Raw genomic sequence first — 15,234 nt, 5'->3', positions numbered from 1 at the left:
ATGGCAACGCTTCACGCACTTAAAAACAGACTAGCCCTTGTGCTAGTCTGTGTATTACTAACAAGTTGCGGCTTTCATTTAAAGAAAGCCTCAAACTTACCTGACGATTTAAACGTCATTTCACTGGTGGGTGATGATGAGAAATCGGCCTTATTCGAGCTAGTCGAAAAAGAGTTGATTGCTAGTAAGGTTGAACTTCAGCATGGCGATCGACTATTGCCGGAGCTAACAATTCATAGAGATCGCTTAGAGCGTCAGATCTTATCGTTATTCGACAATGGTCAAGTTGCAGAATATGAATTAGCCTACAGTGTTAGTTACACACTTAAACGACCTGGTCAGCCAGCTATTAACCAAAACTTCGAGCTGTATCGTAATTACCAAGACGACCCTGATAATGCGCTTGCAAAGGCCAAAGAGCTTGACTTGTTATTAAGCGAAATTCGTAAGCAAGCAAGTCGTCGAATTGTACGAGAGTTGTCACAACTGTAATGCGTTGCTATGCAAACCAGCTACCTAGCCAGTTAAAAAAAGGCCTTGCGCCTTTTTACATGGTGTTTGGTGAAGAGCCCTATCAAATTACACAGTGCGTCATGCAAATTCGTCAAGCAGCTAAACAGCAAGGCTTTGATGAAGTTATTAAATTTACACTAATGCCAGGCTTTGATTGGCAAGAAATCATTGCCCAATATCAAAGTATGTCGTTATTTAGTGCGCGTACTTTAATCGAGTTTGACTTAAACGAGCAAAAACCTGGTACGCAAGGTAGCCAAATATTTAAACAGCTCGTAGAGCTTGTCAATCCAGACACTATTTTAGTGTTAAAAGGTGCTAAAGCCAGTCAAGACATTCAACGTAGCGCGTGGTTTAAAGCACTTGATAAACAAGGTGTATTTGTACCTTGCTACCCACTAACAGGGAATCACTTGAGTCGCTGGCTTGATGACCAATGCGACAGTTTAAACCTAAATCTGCACAACAATGCAAAACAAAGCTTAATTGATGCCACTGAAGGTAACCTGCTTGCTTGTCATCAAGAACTTGAAAAACTATCGCTACTGTATGGTAGTGATTTAGTTGATCAACAAGCGGTGATGCAAGGACTACTTAATCAATCTAAGTTTGATATTTTCGATTTAAGCAATGCTCTTTTACAAGGTCAGTCTGAACAAGTCGTTAAAATTATGAGTAAACTTGCTGATGACAACACGGAAGCCATGAGTATCTTTTGGGCTATTAATAAAGAAGCAGGAAGTTTGTTGGCAATGCAACACGGGCGCTTAAATGGTGCCAATATGGCTGATTTATACAAACAGTTTAATATTTGGAAAAACCAACAAGCAACGACTCAACAAGCCCTAAACCGCCTTAATATTAAAGCCCTTGAACAAATCACTAAACACCTAGCGCAGTTTGATGCCGCTTATAAGCAAGGGAATCTAGTTGCACCTTATCAAGCATTAACACATATATGTTTAGTGTTTTGTCAGCCTGTCGAAATGGCACTACCTTGCCATCCAGCATTCGACTAAGCGTGGTGATTGATGATTGCTATTTTTGGTGGCACATTTGACCCAATCCATTTAGGTCATATTAATATGGCTGAGCAATGTGTTCAGCAATGCAGCTTAGACACGCTTTATTTTATGCCCTGCGCAATACCTGCTCACAAAGCTAAGCCAGGTATAAGCGATGAGCACCGCATTAATATGCTCAAACTCGCGATTGAAAACAATCCACATTTTGCCATTGATTACCGAGAACTTAATCGAGAAGGTGCGTCCTATTCACTGTTGAGCTTGCAAGAGCTGCGTGCAGAAAACCCCTCTACACCGATTATGTTTTTAATTGGCATGGATTCATTCAATAACTTAGATAAATGGTTTAAATGGCAAGAAATTGTCAAGCTATGTCATATTGTGGTGTATCAACGCCCAGGGCAATCCTGCCAAGTAATGGGTGAACTGGCTGATTATAAAACACATGCTGAAACGGGTGACCTTCACCAACTAGCGCATAATCCTGCTGGTAAGCTGTTCTTTTTAAATGGCTTACAAGTTGATGCCGCATCCAGTAAAATCAGAAAAAAAATACTTTTAGATGATGACATCACGGAACTTTTACCACACAGCGTCGGTCAATATATCGCGCTGCATCATCTTTACCAAACAGATGAATAAATAGCGGTTGCGTGATAAAATAACAAATTACGATAATTTAATTTTGAGAAAACACTTTGGATTCTAAACAACTACTCGCCTTTGCCCTTGATAAAATCGACGATATGAAAGCTCGTGATGTGGTACAACTCGATGTTCGTGGTAAATCTGATATTACTGACTATATGTTAGTGTGCTCTGGTAACTCTAAGCGTCACGTACAATCAATTGCCGATCACGTTGCCAAAGAGGCGCGTCACGCGGGTGAAGAGCCGCTTGGTTATGAAGGCCAAAACGAAGGCGAATGGGTACTTGTTGACCTAGGTGATGTTGTTGTACACGTAATGCAAGATCAAACACGTGACTTCTATGATCTAGAGAAACTTTGGGGTTAACCCTTAGCAAGAACATAGGTACGCATTTTGAAGATACAATTGATTGCTGTTGGCACAAAAATGCCAGCATGGGTTGAAACCGGATTTACAGAGTATCAACGCCGTTTTCCGCGTGATATGCCACTTGAACTTGTTGAGATACCAGCAGGAAAGCGTGGTAAAAATGCGGATATCAAACGTATTTTACAACTCGAAGGTGAAAAAACCTTGGCGGCTATTCCAAAGGGTAACCGTATTGTTACTTTGGAAGTAACCGGTAAACCAATGGATACGCATCAACTCGCTAAGAGTATGGAGAAGTGGCAACTTGATGGACGTGATGTTAGCTTGTTAATTGGCGGCCCTGAAGGCTTAGCACCTGAATGTATCGCAGCCTCTGAACAAAAGTGGTCACTATCAAACCTAACACTACCGCACCCTTTAGTGCGTATTATTGTTGCCGAAAGCCTTTACCGTGGCTGGAGCTTGAATAACAACCACCCTTATCATCGCGAGTAGTAAAACCAATGCGAAAACACAGACCCACGATTCGAGACCACTCGGCTGAAGCAAACTTATTTGCTCGCCGAGCATTTGTGGGTTTTGTGTTTGTTACCCTGCTAATTGGTGTCTTATTATCAAATTTATATAACATACAGGTCATTGATCACCAAGATTACCAAACTCGTTCGAACGATAATCGTATTAAAGTCATTCCGATTGCGCCCAACCGTGGCCTTATCTATGACCGAAATGGAGTATTACTGGCAGAAAACAAACCAGTTTACAATCTTGAGGTGATCCCTGAAGATGTCGACGACCTCGATAAAGCGCTCACAGCTGTTCAACAGATTATCGATATCAGTGAACAACAAAAAGCTGACTTTTTAGATGATATAAAGCATAACCGTCGCTTTAAAAGCCAAGTACTCAAATCACGATTAAATGAAACCGAAGTAGCAAAGTTTTCGGTAAATCAGCATAAATTCCCGGGGTTTAGTATTGAAGCTCGCCTAGCTCGCTACTACCCATATGGTGACACATTAACTCATGCCCTAGGTTATGTTGCTAAGCTTAATAAAAAAGAGCTTACAAAACTCGAAGCGGAGGATCAGGCGACTAACTACCGTGCCACCCATGATATCGGTAAGCTGGGTATCGAAAAGTATTATGAAGAACTTCTGCATGGCATGGTTGGCTCACAACGTGTTGAAGTAAATAACCGTGGTCGAGTAATTCGTACTTTAAGCCTTACCCCTCCAGAGCCTGGCCATGATTTAGTGCTTACCCTCGATATAGGTTTACAACAAATTGCCCAGCATGCCTTAAAAGATATGCGTGGTGCGGTTGTTGTGCTTGATGCCAAAGATGGCGGAGTATTGGCGCTATACTCAAATCCAAGCTACGACCCTAACTTGTTTGTTCATGGTATCAGTAGTAAAGATTACAAAGAATTACTAAACCCTGATCGACCACTTATAAATCGTACAACACAAGGCCGATATGCCCCTGCATCAACAGTGAAGCCGCACATGGCTATTTTAGCATTGGAAGAAGGGCTGGTTACCGAGCAAACACAAATTTGGGATCCCGGCTTTTTTCAAATACCTAATGTTGAGCACAAATGGCGTGACTGGAGGCGTTGGGGCCATGGTCATGTCGATGTTTACAAAGCCATTGAAGAGTCATGTGATACCTACTTTTACGATGTAGCTTATCGACTAGGCATCACTAAAATCAGTGACTTTATGACTCAGTTTGGCTTTGGCGAGCTCTCTGGTATTGATATTCATGAAGAAACAACGGCAATTATGCCATCCAAAGAATGGAAAGAAGCCCGTTTCAGAGAATCGTGGTGGCGAGGCGATACAATCTCAGTGGGTATCGGACAAGGATATTGGACCGCCACTCCGATGCAAATAGCCAATGCAACTAACATTTTGGTGAACCGTGGTTTGGACCACCCTCCTCACCTTGTGCAAGTAGCCAAAAAAGAAAACGAAGTAACGCAAATCAATAATGAAGAAAAGCCTCCCGTAGTACTTAAAAATCCACATCACTGGCAAATTGCACTTGATGCGATGCACAACACGGTGCATAAAGTCACAGGGACAGCCCATAAAGCATTTAAAGGGGCGACCTATGACCCTGCTGGTAAAACGGGAACTGCACAAGTTGTTAGTATTGCACAAGGTGAACGTTATGATGCTAAATCATTAAAAGAGCGACAACGCGACAACGCGATTTATATTGGCTTTGCACCTTATAATGACCCGCAGATTGTTGTTTCTGTGGTCGTAGAAAATACTGGTGGTGGTAGTACAGTTGGTGCACCAATCGCCCGTCAATTAATGGATTACTACTTCTCAGCTAACCCTATTCAAACAGCTCAAAGTGATGCGCCATGATCCCATTAAATAAAAAGCGCTCTATTTGGCAGCGCCTTCACCTCGATTTACCACTGCTCATTGCCCTAATGGCTATGATGGTAGCGAGTCTTGCTATTGTGTACAGCGCCAGTGGCCAAGATTCAGCAATGATGGTTCGCCATGCAACTCGCATGTTTGGCGCTGTGCTAGGTATGTTTATTCTTGCTCAATTTTCACCTAACACATTAAAAAGCATGGTTATACCCCTTTACTGTGTGGGGCTTTTAATGCTGGTTGGTGTTTTGCTATTCGGCGTTAGCTCAAAAGGAGCTCAACGTTGGCTTGATTTGGGCGTAACTCGATTTCAACCGTCTGAATTAATGAAAATAGCCGTTCCTATGATGGTTGCATGGTATATCGGGCGTAACCACTTACCACCGAGAGTCATCCACCTGATTATTGGCTTTGCAATCGTGATGGTACCAACCGTCTTAATAAAAGAGCAACCTGACTTAGGTACCTCGATTTTAATCGCCAGTTCTGGCATCTTTGTGTTGTTTTTGTCTGGTTTAAGTTGGCGCTTGATTGGTTTTTTTAGTGCAACCATCGCGCTCGCAGCATGGCCATTTTGGCATTATGGAATGCACGACTACCAACGCCAGCGGGTACTCACATTTTTAGATCCTGAGAGCGACCCTCTTGGTTCTGGCTACCACATAATTCAGTCAAAAATAGCCATTGGTTCTGGTGGTATAGAAGGAAAAGGTTGGTTGCAAGGTACACAATCACAACTCGAATTTTTACCAGAAAGGCACACTGACTTTATTTTTTCAGTACTCAGTGAAGAGTTTGGTCTTTTTGGCGTGTGCTTACTGCTTTGCATGTACCTATTTATCATAGGTCGCGGACTCTATATTGCTGTTAATGCTCAAGATGCATTTGGTAAACTTCTAGCTGGAGCCCTCACGTTAACCTTTTTTGTTTATGTATTTGTAAATATTGGCATGGTATCGGGCTTACTTCCTGTTGTGGGTGTTCCCTTACCATTAATTAGTTACGGTGGCACATCGATGGTAACCCTGATGGCCGGATTTGGCATTATTATGTCCATCGCTACCGATAAAAGGATGCTTTTAAAATAATGATAAACCGAGTAAATCTTCTATTTATTGTTTTAATGTGTGTGTTACTTACAGCATGTAGCTCCTCTTCACAACGAGGCAGGTATGCAATGGAACATGATGCTGCTCCGCTGCGTAAACCTACAGAGCTTGAAATGCAAGATGCCGTCGTCACACCAGTTGTAAAAAGTGCAAGTGCGGGTCGTCCTTATGAAGTGCTTGGTAAACGCTACACACCGATGCTTGATGAAACCGGTTATTCTGAGGAAGGCATTGCCTCTTGGTACGGTCGAAAATTTCATAATTATCACACCTCTAACGGCGAAATATACGATATGTTTGCTATGTCTGCCGCTCATAAAACACTGCCTTTACCCAGTTTTGCCCGTGTGACTAATCTAGATAATGGTAAATCTGTCATCGTTCGAGTAAATGACCGCGGCCCTTTTCATGATGACAGGCTAATTGACCTGTCTTATGCAGCCGCTTACAAGCTAGGCTATTACACAAAAGGTACAGCGCGTGTTAAGGTTGAAGCAATTACACTTGCCGATTCTGCCCCACGTTTAAGTTACATACAGGTTGCTGCAGGCAGTACACTTGCTAACGTCGAAGCTCTCGCGTTTCAATTGCGTCAGCAATACCATGTACCAACAAATATTGTTGAAAAAGACGGAATTTATCGTTTGCGACTCGGTCCAATCAAAGATGCTGCTGAAGCACAAACTGTCTTGAACAAATTAAAACAAAACCAATTTCAGAACGCGTTCTTGCTTTACAGTGAGTAAGACCTTTAGAATAGGTTAACGCGACATGTTTAACTTTAACCATTAATGAGTATGATGAAATCTATAAAATATAAAATCTTAAGTGGCGTTTGTGGCCTTGTTTGCACTGCTAGCGTTTTCTCTGCAACAGCCCAAATCATCCCTGCCCCACCTCAAGTTAATGCGAAAGGTTACTTCTTGGTTGATTTCACCACCGGTAAAGTGATCGCAGAAGGCGAAGCCGATACCAAATTGGCGCCTGCAAGTTTAACCAAAATGATGACCAGTTATGTAATTGGTACTGAAATTAAAGCAGGTAACATATCACCTACCGATATGGTTACAGTGAGTGAAAAAGCGTGGGCAAAGAACTTCCCTGAATCATCAAAAATGTTTATCGAAGTAGGTAAACAGATCAGTGTTGATGACCTTAACCATGGCATCATCATTCAATCTGGTAACGATGCCTGTGTGGCAATGGCCGAGCATATTGCTGGCAGTGAAAGTGCATTTGCTGATTTAATGAATGCTCATGCTGAAAAATTAGGTATGACTAATAGCCACTTTATCAACAGCCACGGTTTAGATACAACTGAGCATTTCACAACTCCACGCGATATGGCGACACTGGGCGCTGCACTTATTCGTGACGTGCCTGATGAATACGAAGTGTATGCTAAAAAATCATTCACTTATAATGGCATTAAACAATATAACCGTAACTCATTGTTATGGGATGAGAGCATGAATGTTGATGGCATCAAAACAGGCCACACATCAGAAGCGGGTTATAGTTTAGTCAGCTCTGCGACTAAAGACGATATGCGCTTAATTGCAGTAATTATGGGCGCAGAAAGTGAGCGCGCACGTAAAGTTGAAAGTAAAAAACTACTTAACTACGGCTTTCGCTTTTTCGAAACAATTACACCGTACAAAGCTGGCGATAGCTTCGCTGAGCAACGTATTTGGATGGGTAACAAAGAAAATGTATCTTTGGGCATTTTAGAAGATACACCGATTACGATCCCTCGTGGTCAACGTAAAAATTTAAAAGCAAACTTTGAGCTTGATAAAACCTTAGAAGCACCGCTTGAAAAAGGGACAAAAGTAGGTACTTTATTTTTACAGCTTGAAGGTGAAGAAATCGCGCAATATCCACTAGTTACACTAGAGGAAGTAGCAGAAGGTAGCTTCTTTAGCAAAATTTATGATTACCTACGTTTACAAATAATGTAATAACGAATAAAAGATTATAAACGCCTTGCATCGCAAGGCGTTTTTTTTTGCCTGAAAAATGATAGAATGCGCCCCATATCAGTCGCGCTGGGTCGAGTGCGTCATAACCTAGTTTGCTTAACGCCAAGAAATGGCCGAGAAAATCTCTATTAAGCACACTCACTGTTTGAGGAGTCACCGTCGTGGTTCAACCTGTTAAAAATACTAAGTTTGATGAGTATTTAGACTTCCCTTGCCCATTTACATTTAAAATCATGGGCTTAGCAAATGTAAACTTGACAGATCAAGTCTTAGAAAAGCTGCAACCTATTGCACCGGGTGATTACGCACCTAAAGTAAAGCCAAGCAGCAAAGGTAATTACGAATCAGTAACGCTTGTTGCAACGGTCACAAGCAAAGAGCACATTGAAGAAATCTATAACGTGATCAGCAACATCGATGACGTACGTCATATGCTATAGGCTGATTACGGAGTAAGTCGTGAGCGAAAGAGAATTAATCGTTCGTCAGTTAGGTCGTCAGCGTTACATGCCTATTTGGCAAAAAATGCAATCTTTTACTGATACTCGTGATGAACATACCGCGGATGAAATCTGGTTAGTAGAACACGAACCAGTATTTACACAAGGCCAAGCTGGTAAAGCAGAACACTTGCTAAACACGGGTGATATTGAAGTTATTCAAGTGGATCGTGGTGGCCAAGTTACCTATCACGGACCAGGCCAACAAATGATGTACGTGCTGTTTAATTTACGTCGTTTAAATATTGGTGTGCGTGAACTCGTCACTTGGTTAGAAGAGTGTATTATAGATACGCTTAAAGATTATGATATTGATGCTTACGCCAAAGCCGATGCACCGGGTGTCTACGTAAACGATAGTAAAGTAGCCTCACTTGGTCTTCGTGTCCGTCGCGGCTGCTCTTTTCACGGTTTAGCACTGAATGTAAACATGGATTTAGCGCCTTTTTTACGGATCAATCCATGCGGCTATGCAGGTATGAACATGGTGCAAACAACTGACCTAAATGGCCCACAAAACCTCGAGCAAGCAGGTGCAGGGCTTGTAAAACACATGATTAAAAAGCTTAATGCTACTGTGGTTAAGCACACTGAAGGGTTTGAAAACGAATGAATAAACCAGTCAAAATGGAACCAGGCGTAAAACTGCGTGATGCAGAGAAAATGGCACTGATCCCAGTTAAAGTTTTACCAACTGAAAAAAACGAGATGTTGCGTAAGCCAGAATGGCTAAAAATTCGCTTACCAAAATCAACCGAACGTATTGATGGCATTAAACAAGCTATGCGTAAGCATGGTTTACACTCAGTATGTGAAGAAGCATCGTGCCCTAACCTATCTGAATGTTTCAACCACGGTACTGCGACCTTTATGATTCTAGGTGCAATTTGTACACGTCGCTGTCCATTCTGTGATGTTGCCCACGGCCGTCCATTAAAGCCAGATGCTGCAGAGCCAGAGAAACTGGCACTGACTATCAAAGATATGAAGCTAAGCTACGTTGTAATCACATCAGTTGATCGTGATGATTTACGCGATGGTGGTGCACAACACTTTGCTGATTGTATCCGCGAGATTCGCAAGCATAACCCTGCGATCACAATTGAAATCCTTGTGCCTGATTTCCGTGGCCGTATGGACCGTGCGCTTGATATCTTAATTGAAACACCCCCTGATGTATTTAATCATAACCTAGAGACTGCACCGCGTTTATACAAGCTTGCTCGTCCAGGGGCTGACTATAAATGGTCACTAGAGCTATTACGCCGTTTTAAAGAAGCACACCCTAATGTGAAAACGAAATCTGGCTTGATGGTAGGTTTAGGTGAAGAAATTAGCGAAATTGAAGAAGTGCTACGCGACCTTCGCGAAAATAACGTTGATATGCTAACTGTAGGTCAATACCTACAACCATCTAAACACCACCTAGCAGTAAAGCGTTACGTGCCGCCAGCAGAGTTTGATGCCTTAAAAGACTATGCAGATGAGATTGGCTTTACGCATGCTGCCTGCGGCCCGTTTGTTCGCTCAAGCTATCATGCTGACCAACAAGCAGCTGGTAAAGAAGTAAAATAATACGCCAATATATAAAACTAAAAAAGCCGCGATATTTTATAATTCGCGGTTTTTTAGTTGCTTAATATTCTCTTCTTCTCTGAGCATTGCAGACTGCTCATGAGCGTATAGTTTAACAAGTTCAGCTTCAGAGATGGGCGTTATAGCCGACACAGTCTGCAAAATCATAGAAGGAAACACGTGCTTAAAAACATACCCAACACGCTCAATGTGAAACTCTGAACTGACTAAAATTAACTTTTGAATGCCCGCTGCTTCTAAAATAGGTTTTGCAAGTGTCGCATCTTCTAACGTAAACCGGCTGGGTGCATTATCTAAAAAAACTTTTTCAGCAACCCCTAAGCTCATTAAATATCGCTGCGTTAAATAACCATGTGGGTGAGCACTGAGATTAAAACTACCGTACCCCCCAGTACATAAAATATAGCTATCTGGGTTATTTAAATACACCTCGAATGCTTTATCACAACGACTTTTTGCAATTACCGATAAGCTGCCATCCGCGTCATTAGGTGCACCGAGTACGACAATCCCTGTTTTCATTTGCAGTCCTTAAACTTGGTATCGGGCTAAAAACATTTTAACCGTTTGCCTAATGATCTCTGTGTTAGCTTTACTGTCTTGTTGCTCAAACCCATAAAGTAACGGATAAAAAATTAATGACTTTAATTGGTAGACAAACTGTTTAGCTGCAAACTCTGCATCTTCAACTTGTAGTTTTTGAGCAAGCGTGGCTTGTTCTAAAAACGTCACTAAATCTTGCATACACCCCATACTATTGTTAGCAAGTGATTTGGCCAAGTTAGGTTGCTGTAACATCTGCATAAAGGCAACTTTTGCTACTTTTAAAAACGCCTTAGAAGTTAATAAAGCAACTTCTTGTTCGGCTATTTGTGTAAGCTGCTCATTGACGGGTTTATCGCTATTAAAGAGCACAGCATTGTCTTTACGTACTTTTTCAAACATAAAGACTAAAATAGCCTGAAACAACACATCCTTATTCTCAAAGTGGTTGTAAACCGTTCGCTTCGAAACCCCAGCTACACTCGCTACCTGATCCATACTGGTATGCTCAAACCCTTGTTGAAAAAAAAGAGTTTCTGCAGCATTTAAAATATCTAATCGCTTTCTTTGTGATAATTTCATCGACCCCTCCGATTACCTAGCCAGTGTAACGCAAAAACAAAAATTGCACTATATGGTTTACTTTTGATGTAAACCATGAAAACGACACTAAACAGTGTAACTTTAGTGGCAATATAAAATTTCTAACATAGCTAGCAATCGCCACTCAGCACAATTAACAGGCGGCAAGTTTCACAATAGCGCTCAAGTTGAGACCTCGCTTTCAGAAAACACAAGGTATCTTAAAACGATTCATTTCTGGAAAGAAGATTGATGCAGAGCCCAATAGTAGTAAAATTGAAAGGATGAAAAGTGCATGACTACCCCTTTATCCTGAATAATTAGTTATTGAAAGCGTCTTTGTGGACAGCCTCACTCCCTGCTAATATAGTGAGGATATGTTCAATAAACCAGACAAAATGATGATAACCCACTTAAAATACGCAAGCCTAGCCTTTGCAATTGGTTTAGCGGGCTGCTCAGAGCCTGCATCAAATACCAGTGAAAGCGTAATAAACAATGAAACTGTGAGCATTGATAATGTACGTTCACATATTAAAACACTTGCTTCTGATGAATTTTTAGGTCGTGGACCACTCACTGAAGGCGAAACACTAACAATTAACTACCTAGCAAATGAATACAAAAAGCTTGGCCTTACAGGTAGCTACAAAGGCGAGTTTTTGCAACCTGTTACTATGGCCAAACTCACGCCTGATCAAAACATGACATTGAAAGTGGGTGATTTAAGCTTTAATGCGGGTAGTGATTTTACCGCCCGTACGCAGCAAATTAACCCTGAGATAAACATCGATGGTTCTGATGTTGTGTTTGTTGGCTACGGTATTAAAGCGCCAGAATACAACTGGAATGACTTTGCTGATATTGATGTCAAAGGCAAAACAATCATAGTACTTGTTAATGATCCAGGTTTTGCTACTCAAGATGAGACACTATTCACTGGTAATGCGATGACCTATTATGGTCGTTGGACTTACAAATACGAAGAAGGCGCGCGTCAAGGTGCAAAAGCTGTTTTCATCGTCCACGAAACAGCCCCTGCTGCTTACCCTTGGGGCGTTGTAGAAAGCTCTAACACGGGCAGTAAATATACCTTAATCGACCAAGATAAAAATGCCTCAGACGTTCCTGTTATGGGTTGGATTGATGAACAAGCTGCCAATGAAATATTCGCGCAAGCAGGTTTTGATTATCAAACTGAAAAAGCCAACGCATTAAAAGCAGACTTTCGACCCGTTGATTTAAAAGCTAAGGCCGAACTGACGCTTAAAAGTGATATTTCACAAGCAAAATCTCATAATGTGGTTGCTACACTTACTGGTAGTGAAACCCCTGAAGAGTACATTGTTATTGGTGCACATTGGGATCATTTTGGTACCAAGCAAACTGATGATGGTCTGAAGATTTACAATGGTGCTGTTGATAATGCATCTGGGAGCGCAGCGACAATTGAAATTGCTCGCATTCTTAGTGAAATGCACAAGAAAAAGCCATTTAAACGCTCTATTATCTTCGCCAACTTCACCGCAGAAGAAACTGGTTTAATTGGCTCTGAGCAGTTTGCTACCGGTGAGATTGTGCCTACAAAACACATGGTGGCACTACTAAACATTGATGGCATGAATGTGCTTGATGGCGTTGATTACATTTTACAATACGGCAAAGGCATGTCTGAAATGGAAGACTACCTAGCTGATGCAGCCAAAGCACAAGGCCGCCACGTCAAAATGGACCCAAGACCACAAAACGGTCTGTTTTTCCGCTCAGACCACTTCTCTTTAGCTAAACAAGGTGTGCCTAGCTTGTTGTTTATGAGCCTAGGTGATACCGATCCAGACTACATTGCTCATAAATACCATAAAGAAGCAGATGACTATTCGCCACAATGGTCAATGGGTGGCGTTGAGCAAGATATTGAACTCATTGTTGATATTGCTGTCAAGCTTGCCAATAACGGTGATTGGCCAAAGTGGAAAGCTGATTCTGACTTCAAAGCTCGCCGTTTAGAAGATAGGAAATAATTAAGCATTCGCTGAATGACGCTAACTCGAACAATCAGACTCGATGAATGAAATTGAATTTGATTGTTCGAATTTTTTGTCTTATTCATTTAATTTTTCACCTGCAGGGGGCGCTTAAAATCTTCTATCGATAAATAACCGATTTCCTTATGGGTATTTAGCCTCTCTTCGCTCATCTCATTGGGAAATACCAACGATGGATCCTTACTAATATCCGAAGTAAAAAACATTTTGTAATAATAAAGCTTGCCCTTTTTATATTCCTTTATCACAGTGAAATGGCTTTTTTCCAGCTCTGTTCCAATTGAAGTTGCCGCAGCAATTATAGAGAACGCACCTTGAGCATCCGTATCAATAATATCAACCTCTAAAATAGAAAAATTTGAGCCTCTTTCTATTTCTTCAATCGTCATCTTAAACCCCTTTTGATCGTAGGCTTTATAGTAGAGCTCGTCTACTTTCGCGCTTAGGTTCATCGACAAAAATAATACGAGAGTTATTAGATATTTCATTACATCTTCCTTAATACAACTTCCTTTATTCAGGGCGTCTCCGCCTCTAGCTAAACTCTGAAGCGGCGCTTAACACCTGCCGGAATTGGTTTGTTAAATATCACTCAGCAAACGATATGCTAAAAATGCTTAACTATGCTTTTTTATAAACTCGAGCACGGCATTATTAAATAATTCAGATTGTTCCCACTGAACAGCATGCCCAGCCTCTGGGACGATAAGCGTTTCACTATGAGGAACTTCTCGAGCAGCTGCTCGCATCATAGAAGGTGGTTGATATAAATCAGCTCCCCCTGTAATAAAAAAGGTAGGCACATTAGCGTTTCTAATTTTTTCCCATGTGATTTTACTCTTAGCTTCTTGCCCATGCCAAACTCCATCTCCTCTCGATTTTTTGGCCATTTCAACCCATTCTCTAACGCCATCAGGATGTGCCCAGCGGTAAGAAGCTCCTAACTCTTTAAATTCGGGCGGCAAGTCAGAAAAAGCTTTAGGCAGAATAAAGTCTAACCGTTCATCTATATTTTTATCCCATAAGCCGAATAAGCTGCAAACGATTGTCATACTGAGTAGTTTTTCAGGGTAAGAAACAACATAATCCGAAACGGCGAAGCCTCCTGCGGCCAAACCCAGAATATGAAATTTCTCTATGCTTAAAAACTCAACTAATGCATTAAGATCATCAGCATAATTGCCTGTATCATCTTTTGAGCCAGCGGGTGAGCCAAAATAACCTCTCCTAGAGTAGGCAACTGTTCTAAAGCCAGCTTTTGCAAAAACAGGTTGTTGATAAGGCCAAGTTAATGCACTCCCCCTACCAGGGTGTGAGAGAATAATAACAGGACCCTCGCCCCCTGTGTCCCAATAATAAAGTCCAGCTCCTCCTGAAAGAGGTAAGACACCTTCGGTTGCAGGAACCTGTTTTGGTATAGGTAAATATTTAGGCTCTATTTTACTTGCATTAACAGGTGTGCCATTTGTTTGCGCCTGAGCATTTCCAACAACAGTACCAGCGACTGCAATGGTTGCCATTGCGGTCGCTTTTTTTAGTAAGTCTCTTCGACTGTTACTGATTTTTCCTACTTGTTTTTTCATTCTGCTTCCCTGAACACACATTAAATCACAGTAATTATTAATGCTTGCCTGTCAGTATGTGTCATTAAATAAATACCAAGCTTATGCCATAACACTAAGCCAAATTTCCAATTACTTAAGGCCGAAAAATAGCACTAACTTTTTAATTTTAACAAGTTAGCAGCATTATTTATGAATGACAATTAGATTCTGTACTGTAAGAAGCAAGTGATGAACTAGGCAAAAGTCAATTTTTTCAGCATATGAAGCACGATGAGTTTGGATATAAAAAGACCCCCAGTAATTGGATTATCCAACGAGTGGGGGTCACTTCAAATAGCTCGTTTTTCTAGTCAAAA

General features: G+C 41.4%; 17 protein-coding genes. 13 read left to right on the top strand and 4 right to left on the bottom strand.

Going from position 1 to position 15,234, the window contains the following annotated elements; all coding sequences use genetic code 11:
• The 12 genes from lptE (at position 1) to lipA (ending at position 10,122) form a co-directional block, all read left to right on the top strand.
• Positions 1-492, top strand: coding sequence for an LPS assembly lipoprotein LptE (gene lptE, locus L3Q70_RS06135; protein ID WP_237115084.1), 492 nt, complete (start codon positions 1-3; stop codon positions 490-492).
• Positions 492-1,532, top strand: coding sequence for a DNA polymerase III subunit delta (gene holA / locus L3Q70_RS06130; protein ID WP_237115083.1), 1,041 nt, complete (start codon positions 492-494; stop codon positions 1,530-1,532). Before lptE ends, holA begins: the two co-directional genes overlap by 1 nt.
• Before the next feature lie 12 nt (positions 1,533-1,544).
• Entirely contained in the window at positions 1,545-2,180 is a 636-nt protein-coding gene (gene nadD, locus L3Q70_RS06125; protein ID WP_237115082.1) for a nicotinate-nucleotide adenylyltransferase, read from the top strand.
• Between the two features lie 56 nt (positions 2,181-2,236).
• Positions 2,237-2,554 (top strand): ribosome silencing factor, encoded by a 318-nt coding sequence (gene rsfS, locus L3Q70_RS06120; RefSeq protein WP_062570647.1) that lies wholly within the window; start codon positions 2,237-2,239, stop codon positions 2,552-2,554.
• A 27-nt stretch (positions 2,555-2,581) separates the two neighbouring features.
• Complete coding sequence (gene rlmH / locus L3Q70_RS06115; protein WP_062570646.1) at positions 2,582-3,052, top strand: 23S rRNA (pseudouridine(1915)-N(3))-methyltransferase RlmH; 471 nt, start codon at positions 2,582-2,584, stop codon at positions 3,050-3,052.
• 8 nt (positions 3,053-3,060) lie between these two features.
• Positions 3,061-4,941, top strand: a complete 1,881-nt coding sequence (gene mrdA / locus L3Q70_RS06110) for a penicillin-binding protein 2 (RefSeq protein ID WP_062570645.1) — start codon at positions 3,061-3,063, stop codon at positions 4,939-4,941.
• On the top strand, positions 4,938-6,044 hold the full coding sequence (gene rodA, locus L3Q70_RS06105; RefSeq protein WP_062570644.1) for a rod shape-determining protein RodA: 1,107 nt from the start codon (positions 4,938-4,940) through the stop codon (positions 6,042-6,044). The genes mrdA and rodA overlap by 4 nt, the downstream gene beginning before the upstream one ends.
• Positions 6,044-6,811 carry a septal ring lytic transglycosylase RlpA family protein gene (locus L3Q70_RS06100; protein ID WP_237115081.1) on the top strand — a complete coding sequence of 256 codons (768 nt, stop codon included), beginning with the start codon at positions 6,044-6,046 and terminating at the stop codon, positions 6,809-6,811. Before rodA ends, L3Q70_RS06100 begins: the two co-directional genes overlap by 1 nt.
• Positions 6,812-6,865: 54 nt before the next feature.
• Positions 6,866-8,026 carry a serine hydrolase gene (locus L3Q70_RS06095; RefSeq protein WP_062570808.1) on the top strand — a complete coding sequence of 387 codons (1,161 nt, stop codon included), beginning with the start codon at positions 6,866-6,868 and terminating at the stop codon, positions 8,024-8,026.
• Positions 8,027-8,208: 182 nt separating this feature from the next.
• Entirely contained in the window at positions 8,209-8,487 is a 279-nt protein-coding gene (gene ybeD / locus L3Q70_RS06090; RefSeq protein ID WP_062570642.1) for a DUF493 family protein YbeD, read from the top strand.
• A 19-nt stretch (positions 8,488-8,506) separates the two neighbouring features.
• A complete protein-coding gene (gene lipB / locus L3Q70_RS06085; protein WP_083515365.1) occupies positions 8,507-9,160 on the top strand; it encodes a lipoyl(octanoyl) transferase LipB in 654 nt (217 codons plus the stop codon).
• On the top strand, positions 9,157-10,122 hold the full coding sequence (lipA, locus tag L3Q70_RS06080) for a lipoyl synthase (RefSeq protein ID WP_193988618.1): 966 nt from the start codon (positions 9,157-9,159) through the stop codon (positions 10,120-10,122). Before lipB ends, lipA begins: the two co-directional genes overlap by 4 nt.
• A gap of 36 nt (positions 10,123-10,158) precedes the next feature.
• Here lipA and L3Q70_RS06075 read toward each other — a convergent pair whose 3' ends face one another.
• Positions 10,159-10,665, bottom strand: a complete 507-nt coding sequence (locus L3Q70_RS06075) for a YdcF family protein (protein ID WP_062570640.1) — start codon at positions 10,663-10,665, stop codon at positions 10,159-10,161.
• Between the two features lie 9 nt (positions 10,666-10,674).
• Positions 10,675-11,268 carry a TetR/AcrR family transcriptional regulator gene (locus L3Q70_RS06070; RefSeq protein ID WP_237115080.1) on the bottom strand — a complete coding sequence of 198 codons (594 nt, stop codon included), beginning with the start codon at positions 11,266-11,268 and terminating at the stop codon, positions 10,675-10,677.
• A 398-nt stretch (positions 11,269-11,666) separates the two neighbouring features.
• Between L3Q70_RS06070 and L3Q70_RS06065 the strand changes: the two genes are divergently transcribed.
• Entirely contained in the window at positions 11,667-13,289 is a 1,623-nt protein-coding gene (locus L3Q70_RS06065; protein ID WP_237115244.1) for a M28 family metallopeptidase, read from the top strand.
• 89 nt (positions 13,290-13,378) lie between these two features.
• Here L3Q70_RS06065 and L3Q70_RS06060 read toward each other — a convergent pair whose 3' ends face one another.
• Positions 13,379-13,801, bottom strand: a complete 423-nt coding sequence (locus L3Q70_RS06060; protein ID WP_237115079.1) for a hypothetical protein — start codon at positions 13,799-13,801, stop codon at positions 13,379-13,381.
• Positions 13,802-13,930: 129 nt separating this feature from the next.
• Positions 13,931-14,896 (bottom strand): alpha/beta hydrolase, encoded by a 966-nt coding sequence (locus L3Q70_RS06055; RefSeq protein ID WP_237115078.1) that lies wholly within the window; start codon positions 14,894-14,896, stop codon positions 13,931-13,933.
• Between the last annotated feature and the right edge of the window lie 338 nt (positions 14,897-15,234).

The sequence above is a fragment of the Pseudoalteromonas sp. CF6-2 genome, from assembly GCF_021729425.1.
Classification (GTDB): Bacteria; Pseudomonadota; Gammaproteobacteria; order Enterobacterales; family Alteromonadaceae; genus Pseudoalteromonas; species Pseudoalteromonas arabiensis.
The sequence above is the reverse complement of the archived record's forward strand: the minus strand, read 5'-3'. Positions and strand labels throughout refer to the sequence as shown.